General features: G+C 63.8%; 16 protein-coding genes. 6 read left to right on the top strand and 10 right to left on the bottom strand.

All coding sequences use genetic code 11. The annotated features are described in order from the left end of the window. The first annotated feature begins 112 nt into the window (after window positions 1–112). Genes FJ970_RS02270 through FJ970_RS02255 form a run of 4 tightly spaced genes read left to right on the top strand, consistent with a single transcriptional unit; the run spans window position 113 to window position 3,939 of the window. The gene (locus tag FJ970_RS02270) at window positions 113–979 is read left to right on the top strand and encodes a carbohydrate ABC transporter permease (RefSeq protein ID WP_140757335.1); all 867 of its coding nucleotides are present in this window, start codon (window positions 113–115) and stop codon (window positions 977–979) included. Next, on the top strand, window positions 976–1,788 hold the full coding sequence (locus FJ970_RS02265) for a carbohydrate ABC transporter permease (RefSeq protein WP_140757334.1): 813 nt from the start codon (window positions 976–978) through the stop codon (window positions 1,786–1,788). The genes FJ970_RS02270 and FJ970_RS02265 overlap by 4 nt, the downstream gene beginning before the upstream one ends. A 16-nt stretch (window positions 1,789–1,804) precedes the next feature. Further along, window positions 1,805–2,851, top strand: coding sequence for an NAD(P)-dependent alcohol dehydrogenase (locus FJ970_RS02260; RefSeq protein ID WP_140757333.1), 1,047 nt, complete (start codon window positions 1,805–1,807; stop codon window positions 2,849–2,851). A 2-nt stretch (window positions 2,852–2,853) separates the two neighbouring features. After that, entirely contained in the window at window positions 2,854–3,939 is a 1,086-nt protein-coding gene (locus FJ970_RS02255) for an ABC transporter ATP-binding protein (RefSeq protein ID WP_140757332.1), read from the top strand. A gap of 9 nt (window positions 3,940–3,948) precedes the next feature. On the opposite strand, the gene FJ970_RS02250 is transcribed toward FJ970_RS02255, so the two are convergent. From FJ970_RS02250 to gcvA, 9 genes are all read right to left on the bottom strand, one after another. Continuing rightward, complete coding sequence (locus FJ970_RS02250; protein ID WP_140757331.1) at window positions 3,949–5,535, bottom strand: FGGY-family carbohydrate kinase; 1,587 nt, start codon at window positions 5,533–5,535, stop codon at window positions 3,949–3,951. Next, a complete protein-coding gene (locus tag FJ970_RS02245) occupies window positions 5,532–6,215 on the bottom strand; it encodes an HAD family hydrolase (RefSeq protein ID WP_140757330.1) in 684 nt (227 codons plus the stop codon). Before FJ970_RS02245 ends, FJ970_RS02250 begins: the two co-directional genes overlap by 4 nt. A gap of 15 nt (window positions 6,216–6,230) precedes the next feature. Next, window positions 6,231–7,709 carry a mannitol dehydrogenase family protein gene (locus tag FJ970_RS02240; protein WP_140757329.1) on the bottom strand — a complete coding sequence of 493 codons (1,479 nt, stop codon included), beginning with the start codon at window positions 7,707–7,709 and terminating at the stop codon, window positions 6,231–6,233. Window positions 7,710–7,873: 164 nt separating this feature from the next. Next, window positions 7,874–8,644 carry an L-iditol 2-dehydrogenase gene (locus FJ970_RS02235; protein WP_140757328.1) on the bottom strand — a complete coding sequence of 257 codons (771 nt, stop codon included), beginning with the start codon at window positions 8,642–8,644 and terminating at the stop codon, window positions 7,874–7,876. An 11-nt stretch (window positions 8,645–8,655) separates the two neighbouring features. Next, window positions 8,656–9,660 (bottom strand): ABC transporter ATP-binding protein, encoded by a 1,005-nt coding sequence (locus FJ970_RS02230; protein ID WP_140757327.1) that lies wholly within the window; start codon window positions 9,658–9,660, stop codon window positions 8,656–8,658. A gap of 50 nt (window positions 9,661–9,710) precedes the next feature. After that, on the bottom strand, window positions 9,711–10,535 hold the full coding sequence (locus tag FJ970_RS02225; RefSeq protein WP_140757326.1) for a carbohydrate ABC transporter permease: 825 nt from the start codon (window positions 10,533–10,535) through the stop codon (window positions 9,711–9,713). A 206-nt stretch (window positions 10,536–10,741) separates the two neighbouring features. Further along, window positions 10,742–11,614, bottom strand: coding sequence for a carbohydrate ABC transporter permease (locus FJ970_RS02220; RefSeq protein ID WP_140757325.1), 873 nt, complete (start codon window positions 11,612–11,614; stop codon window positions 10,742–10,744). Between the two features lie 121 nt (window positions 11,615–11,735). Beyond that, complete coding sequence (locus FJ970_RS02215; RefSeq protein WP_140757324.1) at window positions 11,736–13,046, bottom strand: ABC transporter substrate-binding protein; 1,311 nt, start codon at window positions 13,044–13,046, stop codon at window positions 11,736–11,738. Between the two features lie 237 nt (window positions 13,047–13,283). Next, complete coding sequence (gene gcvA, locus FJ970_RS02210) at window positions 13,284–14,189, bottom strand: transcriptional regulator GcvA (RefSeq protein ID WP_140757323.1); 906 nt, start codon at window positions 14,187–14,189, stop codon at window positions 13,284–13,286. A gap of 110 nt (window positions 14,190–14,299) precedes the next feature. Here gcvA and FJ970_RS02205 point away from each other — a divergent pair, with 110 nt between their 5' ends. Then, a complete protein-coding gene (locus FJ970_RS02205; protein ID WP_140757322.1) occupies window positions 14,300–14,485 on the top strand; it encodes a hypothetical protein in 186 nt (61 codons plus the stop codon). Window positions 14,486–14,510: 25 nt separating this feature from the next. On the opposite strand, the gene FJ970_RS02200 is transcribed toward FJ970_RS02205, so the two are convergent. Beyond that, a complete protein-coding gene (locus tag FJ970_RS02200) occupies window positions 14,511–15,470 on the bottom strand; it encodes a sugar-binding transcriptional regulator (protein WP_140757321.1) in 960 nt (319 codons plus the stop codon). Window positions 15,471–15,713: 243 nt separating this feature from the next. Here FJ970_RS02200 and FJ970_RS02195 point away from each other — a divergent pair, with 243 nt between their 5' ends. Continuing rightward, window positions 15,714–16,346: an HAD family hydrolase gene (locus tag FJ970_RS02195; protein WP_140757320.1), complete on the top strand. Its 633-nt coding sequence runs from the start codon at window positions 15,714–15,716 to the stop codon at window positions 16,344–16,346. Window positions 16,347–16,348: the final 2 nt, after the last annotated feature.

Genomic DNA, 16,348 nt, shown 5'->3' with positions numbered 1-16,348 from the left:
GCGGCATTCCTGGGAATGCGGGGACCTGTGCGTCGCAGGAGGGCCCGCCCTTTCCTGCGCGCGAGGGTTCCGTGATGTCCAGATATCAGAGACACAGCAAGGCCTGAGACCAATGCCTCGACGTTCATCCCTGCCGGTCACCTTCGTCGTGCCGACGCTGGTCATTCTGCTAATCCTGTCGATGGTGCCGACGCTCTACGCGATCATCATCGCCCTGCAGAACCGCGAGTTGAGCTCGACGGCCTATTCCTGGGTCTGGTTCTCGAACTTTGTCGACCTGTTCTCCGACCGCCGCTTCCTCAACGCCGTCTGGGTATCGGTGAAGTGGGAGGTCGTCACCGTCGTCGCCACGATGGTGGTGGCGATCGGGCTCGGCGTGCTGATGTTCGAGGTCGCCTCACCGCGTCTGCGCAACCTCTATTGCCTGCTGTTCATCATTCCGGTGCTGTTGCCGCGCGTCTCGGCGGCTTTCGTGTGGAAATTCGCCTATCATCCGCTCTACGGCATCGCCACCTACCCATACCGGCTGCTGACCGGCGGGCTGATTTTCGACCCGCTTTCCAAGCCGTCGACGGCTTTGTTCGCGGTCGCTTCGGTCGATGTCTGGCAGTGGGGCCTGTTCTTCGCCGTCATCGTGCTGAAGCTGCTGGAGACCTTGCCGCCGCAGCCGATCGAGGCGGCCCGGCTCGACCACGCCCGGCGCTGGCAGATCCATGCCTATGTCACCTTGCCGATGCTGAAGGCGCCGCTGATCAGCCTGATGTTCGTCAAGATGATCGAGTCGCTGCGCTCCTTCGACCTGATCTATGTGATGACCCGCGGCGGGCCGGGGGTCGCGACCGAAACGCTCGACATGTACGCCTTCTCGCAAGGCTTCATCGAATCCGGCAAGGTCTCCTACGCCTCGGCCATGGCTGTGCTGATGATGATCGCCACCGTCATCACCTTCACCATGCTGTGGAAGCGGGTGCAGGCATGAGGCCCGGCCGCATCATCGCCAAGGCCGTCCTTGCCTTCGCCGGTTTTCTCGCGGTGTTCCCGCTGCTGTGGACGGCGCTCAACTCGCTGAAGAACAGCGTCGACATCATCACCCGCGTTCCCCGCCTGGTGTTCACGCCGACGCTTGCCAATATCAGCTACATACTTGGTCGCGACAGCGTCATCACCGGGCTCTACAATTCGGTCGTCGCTTGTGGCACGGCCGTGCTGATCGGCGTCGTGCTCGGCCTGCCGGCGGCCTACGCGGTGGCGCGCTACCCCAACCGCTGGGCCGGCGACATCCAGTTCTTCGTGCTGTCGCTGCGCTTCCTGCCGCCGGTGGCGGTGGCCATTCCGCTTATGGTGATCTGGCTGCAGCTCGGCCTCTACGACACGTTGCCGGCGTTGATCGTCACCTATTCGCTGCTCACCATCTCGGTGATCATGTGGCTCGCCATCCCCGCTTTCCAGGCGGTGCCGAAGGAGATCGAGGAAGCCGCCTTCGTCGACGGCTACGGCGCTTATGCGGTGTTCTGGCGGATCGCGCTGCCCGTGGCTGCGCGCTCGCTGATCGGCGCGGTCGCCTTCAGTTTCGTGCTGGTCTGGAACGAATTCCTGATCGCGCTGATGCTGTCGAGTTCCAACGCCAAAACCTTGCCGATCGTTGCCTCCGAACTCTCCCAGCAAGGCATGAACGTACCTTGGGGCATTCTCAACGCCTCGGTCGTGCTCCTGTCGTTGCCGCCGCTGCTTTTCCTCGGCGTGCTCAGCGGCTTCCTGAATTCCGTTTTCCGGCAAAAAAAGACTTGAAGTGAGGACTTACCCGATGCGGGCTCTGGTGCTTGAGAAAAAAGGTGAATTGTCGCTGCGCGAGATCGCGTTGCCGCTCGATGTCGGGCCGGACGATGTCAGGATCGCCATCCACACGGTCGGCGTCTGCGGCAGCGACGTTCACTATTACACGCATGGCGCCATCGGCAGCTACGTCGTGCGGGCGCCGATGGTGCTCGGCCACGAGGCCGCCGGCACAATCGTCGAGGTCGGCGCCAATGTCACGAACCTGAAGGTCGGCGACCGCGTCTGCATGGAACCAGGCGTACCGAACCTGTCGTCGCGCGCGACAAAGCTCGGCATCTACAATGTCGACCCCGACGTCACTTTCTGGGCGACACCGCCTGTGCATGGCATCCTTGCTCCCTATGCCGTGCACCCGGCCGCTTTCACCTACAAGCTGCCGGACAATGTCTCCTTCGCCGAGGGCGCGATGGTCGAGCCCTTCGCCATCGGCATGCAGGCGGCTAGCCGTGCCCGCATCGTCCCGGGCGATGTCGCCGTCGTCGTCGGTTGCGGCCCGATCGGCATCATGATCGCGCTTGCCGCCCTTGCCGGCGGTTGTTCGAAAGTGCTGATTTCCGATTTTTCCGCGCCCAAGCTGAAGATCGCCGCACAATATGCCGGCATCGTGCCGGTCAATATTGGCGAGCAGTCGCTGGTCGATGCCGTCGCGGCCGCGACCGACAATTGGGGTGCCGACATCGTCTTCGAGGCGAGCGGCAGCCCCAAGGCTTTCGCCGATCTGTTCGACGTCGTGCGCCCGGGCGGCGCGGTGGTGCTGGTCGGGCTGCCGGTGGAGCCGGTTGCCCTCAATGTGCCGGCGGCGATCTCGAAGGAAGTCCGCATCGAGACGGTGTTCCGCTATGCCAACATCTTCGACCGCGCCCTGCAGCTCATTGCCTCCGGCAAGGTCGACCTCAAGCCGCTGATCACCGGTACCTATGATTTCGCCGACAGCATCAAGGCGTTCGAACGGGCGGCCGAAGGCAACCCGCAGGACGTCAAGCTGCAGATCCTGCTGACCGACGAAAAGGGCTGACCATGTCCGCGATCGTTTGCTCCCATGTCGACAAGGCCTATGGCGCCACCACGGTGATCCGCAATCTCAATCTCTCGATCGAGGAGCACGAATTCGTCGTGTTCCTCGGCCCGTCCGGCTGCGGCAAGTCGACCTTGCTCAGGATGATGGCGGGGCTGGAGGACATCAGTGGCGGCGAGGTCTCGATCGGCGGCAAGGTGGTCAACGACCTCGATCCGGGCGATCGCGGCATCGCCATGGTGTTCCAGAACTACGCGCTCTATCCGCATATGAGCATCTTCGACAACATTGCCTTCGGGCTGCGGCGCCAGAAGGTGCCGGCGCCCGAAATCCGCAAGCGGGTCGAAGCGGTGTCCCGCACGCTGGGGCTCGACCCCTATCTCGGCCGCAAGCCGGCCGAACTCTCCGGCGGCCAGCAGCAGCGCGTGGCGATCGCCCGGGCCATGATCAAGACGCCCAAGGTGTTCCTGTTCGACGAGCCGTTGTCCAATCTCGACGCCAAATTGCGCAACCATATGCGCGTCGAAATCGCGCGGCTGCACCAGTCGCTGAAGACCACCACCGTCTATGTCACCCACGACCAGCTGGAGGCGATGACGCTCGCCGACCGTATCGTGCTGCTCAAGGATGGCATCATCGAGCAAATCGGCTCGCCGGCGGAAATCTATGGGCGGCCGGGCAATATGTTCGTGGCCGGCTTCATCGGCACGCCGAACATGAATTTTGTCGAAGTGACGGTCGGCCGGGCCGGGAACGGCTGGACGCTGACCGGCGCCGGAACGGTACTTTCGATAGACGGGGCGGGCTTTCATCTCCAGCCGGGCGATCGCGCCGTGCTGGGCATCCGGCCCCCGGACCTGAAGACAGCCAGTGCCGGCTCCGCCGGCCTATTGCAAGGCACCGCCGATCTCATCGAATTCCACGGAAATGACGCGCTGGTGACATTCGGCTCCGGCGGCAAGGAGATCAGCGCACTGGTGCCGGCACGCGACTGCCCGGTGCTGCATGCTCCGCTCCGCTATACGTTCGAGGAGAATGACATCCACCTGTTCGACGCGACATCAGGCGCGTCCTTGCGCAAGCAATAGCGCAAAAGTCTACCGGATCGCGTCGAGCATTTGCCGCTGCCGATGCATTTCGAGGAAAATCCGGTAGTCGCGATCGAAGCGGCCGCTAGCTGCCGGGTTGGCGGCGCGTGTCTTGCCGCCCTGCTGCATGGCAAGACAGGCGGCGTTGAGATCAGGAAAAAGCCCTGCGGCGGTCGCCGCCACCATGCCGGTACCGAGCAGCACCGCCTCGTCGGCCAGCGGCTCGACCACCGTGCAGCCGGTGGCGTCGGCGTAGAGCTCCATCAAAAGCGGGTTCTTGGTGTGGCCGCCGGTAACGTGCAGCGTGTCGATCAGATAGCCGTTCTCGTTCAGCGCCTCCAGCACATGGCGCACGCCGAGCGCAATGCCGACGGCGGTGCGCCAGTAGAGCTTGCACAGACTGTCGAAAGAGGAATCCAGCGTTAGACCGCTGACGACGCCGACCGCGTGCGGATCTGCTAGCGGCGAGCGATTGCCGTGGAAATCCGGCAGCACGTGCAACCGGGGGGCAAGGTTATCGCCCTCGGCGGCGCGCAGTTCGGCGACGCGCCCGGCGATCCTGGCATGCATGGCGGCGTTTGGCTCGCCGCCGGCGCCGTGCCAGCGGATGATGTGGTCGAGCAGCGCCCCGGTCGCCGACTGGCCGCCCTCCGACAGCCAGAGCTTCGGCAGTGCGGCGCCATAGTAGGGGCCCCAGACGCCGGCGAAGGGCTGCGGGTCGGGCGACATCGCCATGACGCAGCTCGATGTGCCGGCGATCAGCGCCAGATGGCGGCCGATATTCCGGTCGTCGCCGGCAAAGCCGCCGAGCACGCCAAGCGCGCCGGCATAGGCATCGATGACGCCCGCGCCGACGCGGCAGTTTTCTGTCAGGCCGAGTTCCGCCACTGCCTCTGCCGTCAACGGGCCGATATCGGTGCCGACCGCGCTGGCCCGCTCCGGCAGATTGCCGTGCTCGAAAAGATCGTCAAGGCCGACGAGTTCGAAGAAATCACGCTGCCACGCGGTTTCCTGGTGCGCGAGATAAGTCCATTTGGCCGTCAGCGTGCATTGTGAGCGCGCCAGCGAGCCGGTCGCCTGCCAGGTCAGGTAATCAGTCAAGTCGAATAGATAGCCGGCTTCATTCCAGGTGCCGGGCAGATTGCGCTTCAGCCACATCAGCTTTGGCGTCGCCATCTCGGGCGACATGACGCCGCCGATATAGTTGAGCACCTCGTGGCCGCTCGCCGTGCATTCGTCGGCCTCGGCAATGGCGCGGTGGTCGAGCCAGACAATGGTGTCCCAGCGCTTGTCGCCGGTGGTCGACACACTGAGCTGGCCGCCTTGCCTGTCACGCACCACCAGCGAACAGGTGGCATCGAAGGAGATGCCGGCGACATCCTCGGCCGCGACGCCGGCCTTTTCCCGTGCGGCACGCACGGCGGCGCAGACAGCGGACCAGATATCGCGTGAATCATGCTCGGCATGATCGGGCTTCGGCTGGTTCATGGCGATCGGCCGCTCGGCACGGCCGAGCAACGCGCCACTGGCGTCGAGAATACCCGCGCGAGCGCTCCCGGTGCCGACATCGACCGCGCAGACAAACTGTTTCGTCAAGATGCTCTAACTCTCGCTCCCAGGCCTGCAATCAGATCGGGCAATTGCAGCATGTCAGCGAATATAGAGTCCGGTTCGGTCGACGCAAGCCGCGCTTTCAATCCCGGATTGCCGGCGTGCGCGCCGCCAGTGAAGGCGAAGACGCGCATGTCGGCCGCGCGCGCCGCAGCGACACCGGTCGGGCTGTCCTCGATGACGAGGCAGTTTCGCGGTTGCGCCCGCATGGCGACAGCGGCGTGGAGGAAAAGATCCGGTGCCGGCTTGCCCCTGGCAACCATGGCGGCGCTGAACAGATGCGGCTCCATCAGCGTGAGCAGGCCGGTGACGTCGAGCGCGTAACGAATCCGTTCCAGCGTGCCGGAAGAGGCGACGCAGTACGGCAGGCCGAGCTTCGGCAGCATCTCCTTGACGCCAGGGATCGGCTTCAGCTCCTCGCGAAACTTTCGCATGAGGTCGACGCGCATGGCGGTGAGATGCTGTTCGGTGATCTCCAGGCCGAAGTCGCGGCCAAGGATCTCGCGCACGCTCTTCATGCTCTTGCCGAGGAAATGCTCGTAGGCGGCGTCTTCACTGAGACTGCCGCCGGCAAGGTCGATCATGCCGAGCAGGGCGGAGACGGAGAGCACCTCGCTGTCGACCAGCACGCCGTCGCAGTCGAAGATGACCAGGTCCGGCGTCATGGTGCCGGCTGGCTCTCAGAGCTTGCCGGCGAGGTAGCGCGTCAGCGTGGCGCGCGCGCCATTGGCCCAGAGTGCGTTGAGCGCGTGGGCAAAGGCCTCGACGAAGGCGGTGGCGCGGCCGACATCGCCATAGATATCGTCCATCGCAAGCCAGGCGGCGGGCGCGTCCTTTGCCGCTTTTGCCGTTGCCTGCAGCCGGTCCCAGCTCGGGTCGTTGGGCTCGATGACCGCTCCGCTGTCCGTCGTGCCGAAGCAGTAGCGACACCACAGCGCCGATTCCAGCGCCAGACCGGCAACGCCTTTGCCCGCCTTCAGCCGATCGGCGATGGTCGGGATGATAAATTTCGGCTGGCGGTTGGAGCCGTCGAGGCAGAGGCGGCGCACCGTGTCGCCGATCTTGGGATTGGAGAAGCGTTTCTCGATGAGCTGGTAATAGTCTTCCAGCACCGTGTCCGGCACCGGCGGCACGGTCGGGATGATCTCGTCATGTTCGAGCTTGTCGAGGAAGCCGCGCACCAGCGGTTCCTGCATCGCCTCATGGACGAAGTGGATGTCCATCAGCCCGGCCGGATAGGCGATGGTGGCGTGGCCGCCATTGAGGATGCGGATCTTCATCAGCTCGTAAGGGGCGACATCCCTGACGAACTGCACGCCGACCTTTTCCAGCGGTGGGCGCCCATCGGTGAAATGATCTTCCAGCACCCATTGCCGGAACGGCTCGCAAAACACCGGCCAATTGTCCTCGAGGCCGAAATCGTCGGCGAGGATCCTGCGCTCGCGGTCGCTGGTCGCCGGCGTGATGCGGTCGACCATGGCGTTCGGGAAGGCGACGTGGTCGCCGACCCAACTCGCCAGGTCCTCGTCGATCAGGCGGGCGAGCCCGATCACACCATCCGACGTGACATGGCCGTTGTGGGGAATGTTGTCGCAGGACATGACCGTGAACGGCACGATGCCATCCTGGCGGCGGCGCACCAGTCCAGCCAGGATGATGCCGAACACGGTCTTTGGTGTGGCGCCCGGCTGCGCGTCGGCGACGATGTCGGGATGGGTCGGATTGAAGACGCCGGAGGCCGGGTCGATGAAATAGCCGCCTTCGGTGATGGTCAGCGATACGATCCTGATCGCCGGATCGGCAAGCCGGTCGATGATGACGGCTGCGTCGCCCGGCATCAGGAAATCGATCATCGCGCCGGTGACGCGGGCACTCATGTGGCCTTCGTCCTGCTCGACCACGGTGGTCAGCCAGTCCTGCCCCTCTAGCTTGCCGCGGCCGATCTTCTCGCCGTCGAAGACGCCGGCGCCGACCAGCGCCCAGTCATGGCCGATGCCCTGACCGAACAGGTCGTCGAGATAGACGGCCTGATGCGAGCGGTGAAAATTGCCGACGCCGAAATGCACGATGCCGGCTTTCAGCGCCGACCGGTCATAGTTCGGCCCTGTGACCTTGGACGGAAGGCTGGCGAGGCTGGAGGAAGAGAGTTTCACGGTCATCTGCTTTACCCTTTGGCCGATTTGCAGCCCGACTGTTTCGCCTCCTTCGGGAGGGCGAGGGTGAGGGGCCGCACCTGGTTTCCAGTATGCTGCCCCTCACCCGCCCCCGCGGCGCCTTCTCCGGAGGAAAAGAGAAAAGCGCCTTCCCCCTCAATTCATCCCTTTCAACTCATCCATTGGCCGCCATCGACATTGTAGGTCTGGGCAATGATGTATTCTGCCTCGTCGCTGGCGAGGAACACGGCCATGCCGGCGAGGTCTTCCGGCCTGCCCATGCGGCCATACGGCACACCCTCGCCGACCAGCCGTTTCTTTTCGCCCTTCGGCCGGTTCTCGTATTTGGCGAACAGGGCATCGACCTCGTCCCACATGTCGCTGTCGACGACGCCGGGCGCGATGCCGTTGACGTTGATGCGGTGCTTGATCAGGTCGAGCCCGGCCGACTGGGTCAGCGAGATGACGGCGGCCTTGGTGGCGCAATAGACCGCGACCAGCGGCTCGCCGCGACGCCCGGCCTGGCTTGCCACGTTGATGATCCTGCCGCCCTTGCCGCGCGCGATCATCGAGCGGCTTGCCGCCTGCAGCATGAACAGCGTGCCGGCGACGTTGACAGAGAAAAGCTTATCGTAGCTTGCCCGAGAGATCTCCACGATCGGCGCCAGGTCGAACAGAGCGGCGTTGTTGATCAGGATATCGAGACCGCCGGTCCTGCTCTCCACCGCCTTGACCGCGGCATCGATGGATGCCTGGTCGGTGACGTCAAGCTTTAGCGCATAGGCATGGTCGCCGATTTCAGCCGCGGTCTTGCGCGCGGCGTCGAGATTGATATCGGCAATCGCCACCGTGGCGCCCTCGCGCACATAGGCTTCGGCGAAGGCTCTGCCGATGCCGCGCGCCGACCCGGTGATCAGCGCCGATTTATCTTGCAGCCTCACCGTCCCATCCTTCACTGGGCCATCGCTTTTCCGTCAGCGCCGAAGCGATGCAGCTTGGACTTGTCGGGGGTGAGATAGATGGTGTCGCCATGGCGGACCGCCAGTTCGCCGTCGGCGCGCACCGTCAGCGGCCCGACGCCATCAGCTTGAACGTGCAGGAACGTGTCGGAGCCGAGGTGCTCGGCCACGCCGACCGTCGCCTTCCAGTCGCCGGCCGTCGTCGAGATCTGCATATGTTCAGGCCGGATGCCGATCGTCTTGGCGCGGTATTTGTCAGCCGGCGCGCCCTCGAGCAGGTTCATCTTCGGCGAGCCGATGAAGCCGGCGACGAACAGGTTGCGCGGCGTCTTGTAGAGCTCCATCGGCGATCCGACCTGCTCGATATTGCCGGCGTTGAGCACGACGATCTTGTCGGCCATGGTCATGGCCTCGACCTGGTCGTGGGTGACGTAGATCATCGTCGTCTTGAGCTGGTGGTGCAGTTCGCTGATTTCGAGCCGCATGGTGCCGCGCAGTGCGGCGTCGAGGTTGGACAGCGGTTCGTCGAACAGGAAGGCCGAGGGCTGGCGCACGATGGCGCGGCCGATGGCGACGCGCTGACGCTGGCCGCCGGAGAGCTGGCCGGGACGGCGTTCGAGATAGTTGGTGAGGTTGAGCACGCGCGCCGCGTCCTTCACCTTCCTGTCGATGGTCGCCTGATCCTCGCCGGCCATCTTCAGCGGGAAGGCGATGTTCTTGGCCACCGTCATATGCGGGTAGAGCGCATAGGACTGGAACACCATGGCGAGCTTGCGCTTGGCCGGCGCCTCGCCGGTGACGTCACGGCCGTCGATGTTGATGGTGCCGCCGCTGGTGTCTTCGAGGCCGGCGATCAGCCGCAGCAATGTCGACTTGCCGCAGCCAGACGGGCCGACGAAGACGACGAACTCGCCATTCTCGATCACCAGGTCGAGACCGGGGATGATGGACGTCGATCCAAAGGATTTGGAGACGTTCTTGAGGGTGATGTTTCCCATGGTTTCCTCCCGGAGAGCTATTTTTCGCCGATTGCTTCAGGCAATTTTCGTTACTTCACCGCACCAAAGGTCAGGCCGCGCACCAGCTGCTTCTGGCTGAACCAGCCCATGATCAGGATCGGCGCGATGGCCAGCGTCGAGGCCGCCGAAAGTTTGGCCCAGAACAGGCCTTGCGGACTGGAGAAGGAGCTGATGAAGGCGGTGAGCGGAGCTGCGTCCGTGGTCGTCAGCCGGATGGTCCAGAACGCCTCGTTCCAGGCCAGGATGATGTTGAGCAGCATGGTCGAGGCGATGCCCGGCACCGCCATCGGCGTCAGCACGTAGATGATCTCGTTCCACAGCGACGCGCCGTCCATGCGGGCCGCTTCCAGGATCTCGCCGGGGATCTCGCGGAAGTAGGTGTAGAGCATCCACACCACGATCGGCAGGTTGATCAGCATCAGCATGACCATCAGGCCGATGCGCGAGTCCAGCAGGCCGAGATCGCGGAAAATCAGGTAGATCGGAAACAGCACGGCGACCGCCGGCATCATCTTGGTGGACAGCATCCACATCAGGATGTCCTTGGTTCGCTTGGTCGGCGAAAACGCCATCGACCATGCCGCCGGAATGGCGACCAGGAGTGCCAGGATGGTCGAGCCGACGGAGAGCAGCACCGAGTTCAGGAAGAACTTGAAATAGCCGCTCTGCGCCTGGACTTCGGCATAGCTCTCGAAGGTTCCGGACGGTATCAGGTTGAAGCCCTGGATCGCTTCCTGCTCCGACTTGAACGAGGTGATGATCGTATAGAGGATCGGGAAGAAGATCAGCAGGGCGACGATCCAGGCGGCGACGGTCGCGATCGTCTTGTGCCGGGTGGTGACTGCGCGTGCCATGATCAGGTTCTCCCGTATCGGCAATGGTGGCGGCAGGGTCGACCCCCACTCCGGTTTGCTGCGCAAACCACCTCTCCCCCGATCGACGGGGTAGAGGAAGGACGCAGCTTCGATGCAGCCGTTTCCTCTCCCCCGGGCAGAGGGAGAGGTGTCCCGCGCAGCGGGACGGAGTGGGGGTGGTTCAGCGCACGTGCCATCGTCTCCCCCTATTTGTCCAGGTTCTTGCCGACGGCGCGCATGGCGAAGAAGGCGACGATGTTGGCGAGAATGACGGCGATCACACCGCCCGCGGATGCCTGGCCGATTTTGAACTCCAGCAGCGCCTTCTGGTAGACGAGGAAAGGCAGGTTGGTGGAGGCGTAACCGGGGCCGCCATTGGTGGTGACCAGGATCTCGGCATAGATCGAGAGCAGGAAGATCGTCTGGATCAGGATGACCACGGTAATCGCCCGCGACATGTGCGGCAGCGTCAGATAGATGAAGCGGCTGATGAAGCCGGCGCCGTCCATCTCGGCGGCTTCCTTCTGCTCGGCGTCGAGCGACTGCAGCGCGGTGAGCAGGATCAATGTCGCGAAAGGCAGCCACTGCCAGGCGACGATGATGATGATCGCCGTCATCGGATGCTGCCCGAACCAGTCGATCGGTTGCGCCCCGAAAAAGCGCGCTATGTCGGCGAACACGCCATATTGCGGGTGCATGATCATGTTCTTCCACACCAGTGCTGCCACCGGCGGCATGACGAAGAACGGCGAAATGACGAGAATGCGCACGATCCCTTGGCCCCACATCGGCTGATCGATGAGCAGCGCCAGCAGGATGCCGCCGATCACCGTGATCAGCAGCACGCTGACCACCAGGACAAGCGTGTTGAGGATCGACTGCAGGAAAGCCGGGTTGGAATAGAACAGCGCGTAGTTCGAGAGGCCGACGAAGCCATCGCGAACCGGATTGAGCGGATTGTATTGCTGGAAAGAGAACCACAGGGTGAGAGCGAGCGGAACAACCATCCAGACCAGCAGCAGCACCACGGATGGCGCCATCATGAATCGGGCAAGCGAACGGGTCTGCTGAGTAGCCATGACGGTCACCCTTCAAGGATCGAACAGAATTTCAGAGGCGTTGAAGACGGCCGCCCGAACTGGGTTTCGGGCGGCCGTTGCCGGTCAGCGAGCTGGCCGGCATTCGGCACCGGGAGGAGCCTTACTTGATGTACCCGCCTTCGGTCATTGTCGCGGTCGCGGCGTCCTGGGCCTGCTTCAGCGCATCGTCGACGCTCGACTGACCGGCGAGAGCCGCCGAGAAGAGCTGGCCGACGGTGGTGCCAAGGCCCTGGAACTCAGGGATGGCAACGAACTGCACGCCGACATAGGGCACCGGCTTGACGGTCGGATGCGTCGGGTCGGCGGCGTTGATGGAGTCCAGCGTCATCTTGGCGAACGGAGCCGCCTTCTGATATTCGGGATTGGCGTAGAGCGAGGAGCGCGTGCCCGGAGGAACGTTGGCCCAGCCTTCCTTCGATGCAACGAGCTCCTCATAGTGCTTGCTGGTCGCCCACGACACGAACTTCTCGGCCGCATCAGCCTTCTGTGTACCGGCAGGGATGGCCAGCGACCAGGCCCACAGCCAGTTGCCGCGCTTGCCGAGCCCCTTGTCGGGAGCCAAGGCATAACCGACCTTGTCGGCGACGGTGGAGTTCTTCGGGTCGGAGACGAAGGACGCCGCGACGGTGGCGTCGATCCACATGCCGCACTTGCCCTGCTGGAAGAGCGCCAGGTTTTCGTTGAAGCCGTTGGAGGACGCACCCTCGGGGCCATCGGCCTTCATCAGGTCGACATAGAATTGCAGGGTGTTCTTCCACTCGGGCTGGTCGAACTGCGGCTTCCAGTCCATGTCGAACCAGCGAGCGCCGAACGAGTTCGACATGGCGGTCAGGAAGGCCATGTTCTCGCCCCAGCCGGCCTTGCCGCGCAAGCAGACGCCGTTCACGCCATTGGCGCGGTCGGTCATCTTGTCGGCGGCCTGCTTGATGAAGTCCCAGGTCGGCGCGTCGGGCATCTTGAGCCCAGCCTTCTCCATCAGGTCCTTGCGGTACATGACGAAGGAGCTTTCGCCATAGAAGGGCGCGGCATAGAGCTTGCCGTCGACCGATAGGCCGCCGGCGATGGCCGGGATGATGTCCTTGACGTCGTAGTCGGCGCCGAGCTTGTCGAGCGGCAAGAGCCAGCTCTGCTTGGCCCAGATCGGAACCTCGTAGGTGCCGATCGTCATCACGTCATACTGGCCGCCCTTGGTGGCGATGTCGGTGGTGACGCGCTCGCGCAGCACGTTCTCTTCGAGCGTGACCCAGTTGAGCTGGATGTCGGGGTTGGCCTTGGTGAAGTCGTCGGTCAGCTTCTGCATGCGGACCATATCGCCATTGTTGACGGTGGCGATGGTGATGGATTCGGCGTGTGCGGCGAACGCAAGCGCGCTGGCGGACAACAAGCCCAGGGTGAGCGTGCGAAGTTTCATCAAATTCCTCCCATAAACCAAGATGAGCATTTGCCTTGGCTGTGAGCAATTACTCACTTAGTCTTAATTATGTCAAGCCGGATTCGTTGCTGCAGCGCAGCACGCGATCGGCAAAATGGCGATGAGGGTTGGCGTCAGGGCTCGGATTGTCGCCACCTGGAGTCCAGGGGACGGCGCCCAAAGCCTCTCAAACGATATGTGGTTTTCTTGGCGGGTCTTGGTCTGCTTGTCTGCCGGTCAGCAGGCGATCTCGGCCAGCAGCCAATCGCGGAAGGCGCGGATCTTGGGCACGTTGCGGCGCGCCTCGGGGTAGACCAGCCAGTAGGCGTGCCCGTCGTCGCCGACCAGATCGAACGGCTGGATCAGCCGGCCGTCGGCGAGTTCGGCCTTGAACAGCGCCCTGGTCAGGATCGCCACGCCGTGGCCCGATATGGCCGCGTTGGCTTCATAGGCCTGCGCGCCCATGCTGCTGCCGGGACGCTTGGCAAGGTCGTGGCTGTGCACGCCGGCGGCCTCGAACCATTGCGTCCACCAGATATCGCTGGGATCGAGGATCGGCAGCTTGAGCAGATCCGCCGGTTCGTTGATGCCACCGATGCTCGCCGCGAGCTTGGGGCTCAGCATCGGCGTGAAGTCGGCATCGAGCAGCTTGTGGGCTTCCAGCCCTGGCCATTTGCCGCCGCCCGAACGGATGGCGAGGTCGACATCCTCGCGGGCGAAATCCGTCAGCCGGCTCGACGTCTCGAGCCGCACGGCAAGCGACGGATGCGCGATCTGGAACGCGCCGAGATGGTGCGCCAGCCAGTTGGAGGCAAAGGTCAGCACCGTGGTGATACACAACAACCCGTCCGCGCCGCCGCGCGCGGCGGCATAGGCCTGGCCAAGAATGGCAAAGGCCTCGCTGACAGCCGGCGCCAGGCGTTGGCCGGCTTCGGTCAACTCGATCTGTCGCGGTCGGCGCAGGAACAGCGGTGCGCCGACACGCTCCTCCAGCACCTTGATCTGATAGCTGACCGCCGCTTGCGTCATGGCGAGTTCACCGGCGGCCTTGGTGAAGGAAAGATGCCGAGCCACCGCCTCGAACACCCGGATCGCCTGCAAAGGAGGCAGTTGCGAAACCTGCGGCGCGCTGAGGTCAGGCATAAAGCCTCCTTATGGGTCGTTATCGACGTTCGATTGGCAAAGGCGGCCGGCAAGGCCGACATTGATGCTCAACCCATCATTCGGGTTCAGGATAACGAAGGTTGACGATCATGACCATGGCGCAGCAAAAATGCACTCCCGCTCCCGATCATCGCTGGATTTCGTGGCTCGCGGACGGATTTAGCTGGTTCGCGCCCAGAAAAAGGGCGCATCTCGACATCAGGGACCTGTCGCCGCATCTGCAGCGCGACCTCGGTTTTCTCGACGGCAACGACCCTTTCGGCCGGCACCAATAGCCTTGCCGGCTTTATCGCCAAGCCGTCAAATGCTGGCCAGCAGGGCGGCCGCCGTGCGCTCGTCGGTGATGAGCCCGTTGACCAGCCGGCGGTTGACGGCCGCCAGGATGCCGGGCAGCTTGCGCTCGCCCATGGCAAGCGCGATGACCAGCGACTTCTCACGTGACGGCAGCGCCGCCGACGACACCCGGTCATTGGTGATGCCTTCGATCATGCGGCCTTCGCGATCGAACACCCAGCCGACGATTTCGGCGACGCCGCCGGCTTTCTGCAAGGCTTTCAGCTCGCTTTCGGAAATGAAGCCATCCTCGTAGAGCGGCGCCTTCGGGCCAAGGTCGCCGATACCGATGAAGGTGACATCGGCCTCGGCGGCAAGCGCCAGCGTCGGCTGGATCATCGGCTGGTTGAGCAGCATTTCGCGCTCCTGCGGCGAGGACGCGATGACCGGCAGCGGCATCGGGAAGGATCGCGCCTTGACCCTGTCGGCCATGGTGAAAATGACGTTGTAGAAGGCGGCCGAACCGTCCGGCGAGATGTTGCCGGTCAAGGACACCACCTTGTGCTGCGGGCATTCCATCGGCGGCAATTGTTCGATCGCCGCCTTCAGCGTGCGTCCGGTGCCGATGCCCATGACGATCGGCGTCGGCGATCGCAGCCGCCGCTCGATCTCGGCGGCCGCCGCTTCGGCGATGCCGATGGTGGTGGAGGATGAATTGGGGTCGCTCGGCACCACCTCGACAAGATCGAGCGCAAAGCGCGATTTCAGCCGCGCGGCAAGGTCGAGGCAGTTGGCTATCGGATGATCGACGCGGACCTTGATCAAGCCTTCCGACACCGCCAGCGACACCAGCCGCTGCGCCGTCTGCCTCGATATGCCGAGCGTGGCGGCGATCTGGTCCTGTGTGTTGCCGGCAACATAATAGAGCCAGCCGGCGCGCGCCGCGTCGTCCAGCCTATTGCTGCCGCCATCCTGCCGGGTATTCACGTCCTGCCTCCCGAACCCGCCGATCATCGGGCGGTCCGTATCACTTTCGCAGGGAATGGCTGCCTGCGCAATTGTCAATCTTGAGAGCAAATGCTTGCGCCGATACAGCGGAGGTTCTCTCCGGCAACATCAGGCGGGAGCAGGCGCGGCCGGTTCCGTTTCCACCAGAAGGCATGTTCCATGCCCGCCAAAGGTTTATCTCCCGGCGCAAACCCTTTAAGGGATCGCAAAAAGGAGCGCTGCATGACACCGAAGGCGGTTTTCTGGGACATGGACGGCACGCTGGTCGACAGCGAACCGCTGCACGCGGCGGCCCTCATTGCAGCGATGCGCAATGCCGGCCTCACGCCGCCTGACGATCTGCACGAGCGTGTGCTCGGCGTCGCCGCCTGGCCGGTCTACGAAATGATGCGCGGCGAGTTCGGGCTGCAACTGCCCTTCGACGAATGGATCGTTCACAAATATGAGCATTACCTGCCGTTGGTCGAAGGACTGAAGCCGCGCCCGGGCGCGATCGAGGTCTTCAACGAATTGCGCGCGCTCGGCATTCAGCAGGCGGTGGTCTCCAATTCGGACCGGATGATCGTCGACGCCAACCTGCGCATGGTCGGCCTCACCTATCCCGGCATGAAGACGATCAGCCGCAACGACGTGCGGGAAGGCAAGCCGCACGCCGAGCCTTTCCTGCGTGCCGCCTATCTGGCCGACGTCGATCCCGCACACGCCGTCGCGGTCGACGACAGCTGGCCGGGCGCCATGGCGGGCCTGGCAGCGGGGATGAAGACCATCTTCTGGCCTGAAAAGCCGATGGATGGACCGCCCGGGGCCATCGTCATCAACAACGCCGCGGAATTGCGGGCTCAACTCGGACTGTAGGT

The sequence above is a fragment of the Mesorhizobium sp. B2-1-8 genome, assembly GCF_006442545.2.
Classification (GTDB): domain Bacteria; phylum Pseudomonadota; class Alphaproteobacteria; order Rhizobiales; family Rhizobiaceae; genus Mesorhizobium.
The sequence above is the reverse complement of the archived record's forward strand: the minus strand, read 5'-3'. Positions and strand labels throughout refer to the sequence as shown.

Excerpts from the sequence above, each read along its gene's own strand:
- FJ970_RS02225 (WP_140757326.1), bottom strand. The coding sequence starts at position 10,535 with ATGGCACGCGCAGTCACCACCCGGCACAAGACGATCGCGACCGTCGCC.
- FJ970_RS02270 (WP_140757335.1), top strand. The coding sequence starts at position 113 with ATGCCTCGACGTTCATCCCTGCCGGTCACCTTCGTCGTGCCGACGCTG.
- FJ970_RS02255 (WP_140757332.1), top strand. The coding sequence starts at position 2,854 with ATGTCCGCGATCGTTTGCTCCCATGTCGACAAGGCCTATGGCGCCACC.
- FJ970_RS02230 (WP_140757327.1), bottom strand. The coding sequence starts at position 9,660 with ATGGGAAACATCACCCTCAAGAACGTCTCCAAATCCTTTGGATCGACG.
- FJ970_RS02265 (WP_140757334.1), top strand. The coding sequence starts at position 976 with ATGAGGCCCGGCCGCATCATCGCCAAGGCCGTCCTTGCCTTCGCCGGT.
- FJ970_RS02260 (WP_140757333.1), top strand. The coding sequence starts at position 1,805 with ATGCGGGCTCTGGTGCTTGAGAAAAAAGGTGAATTGTCGCTGCGCGAG.
- gcvA (WP_140757323.1), bottom strand. The coding sequence starts at position 14,189 with ATGCCTGACCTCAGCGCGCCGCAGGTTTCGCAACTGCCTCCTTTGCAG.
- FJ970_RS02220 (WP_140757325.1), bottom strand. The coding sequence starts at position 11,614 with ATGGCTACTCAGCAGACCCGTTCGCTTGCCCGATTCATGATGGCGCCA.
- FJ970_RS02240 (WP_140757329.1), bottom strand. The coding sequence starts at position 7,709 with ATGACCGTGAAACTCTCTTCCTCCAGCCTCGCCAGCCTTCCGTCCAAG.
- FJ970_RS02195 (WP_140757320.1), top strand. The coding sequence starts at position 15,714 with ATGACACCGAAGGCGGTTTTCTGGGACATGGACGGCACGCTGGTCGAC.
- FJ970_RS02245 (WP_140757330.1), bottom strand. The coding sequence starts at position 6,215 with ATGACGCCGGACCTGGTCATCTTCGACTGCGACGGCGTGCTGGTCGAC.
- FJ970_RS02215 (WP_140757324.1), bottom strand. The coding sequence starts at position 13,046 with ATGAAACTTCGCACGCTCACCCTGGGCTTGTTGTCCGCCAGCGCGCTT.
- FJ970_RS02205 (WP_140757322.1), top strand. The coding sequence starts at position 14,300 with ATGACCATGGCGCAGCAAAAATGCACTCCCGCTCCCGATCATCGCTGG.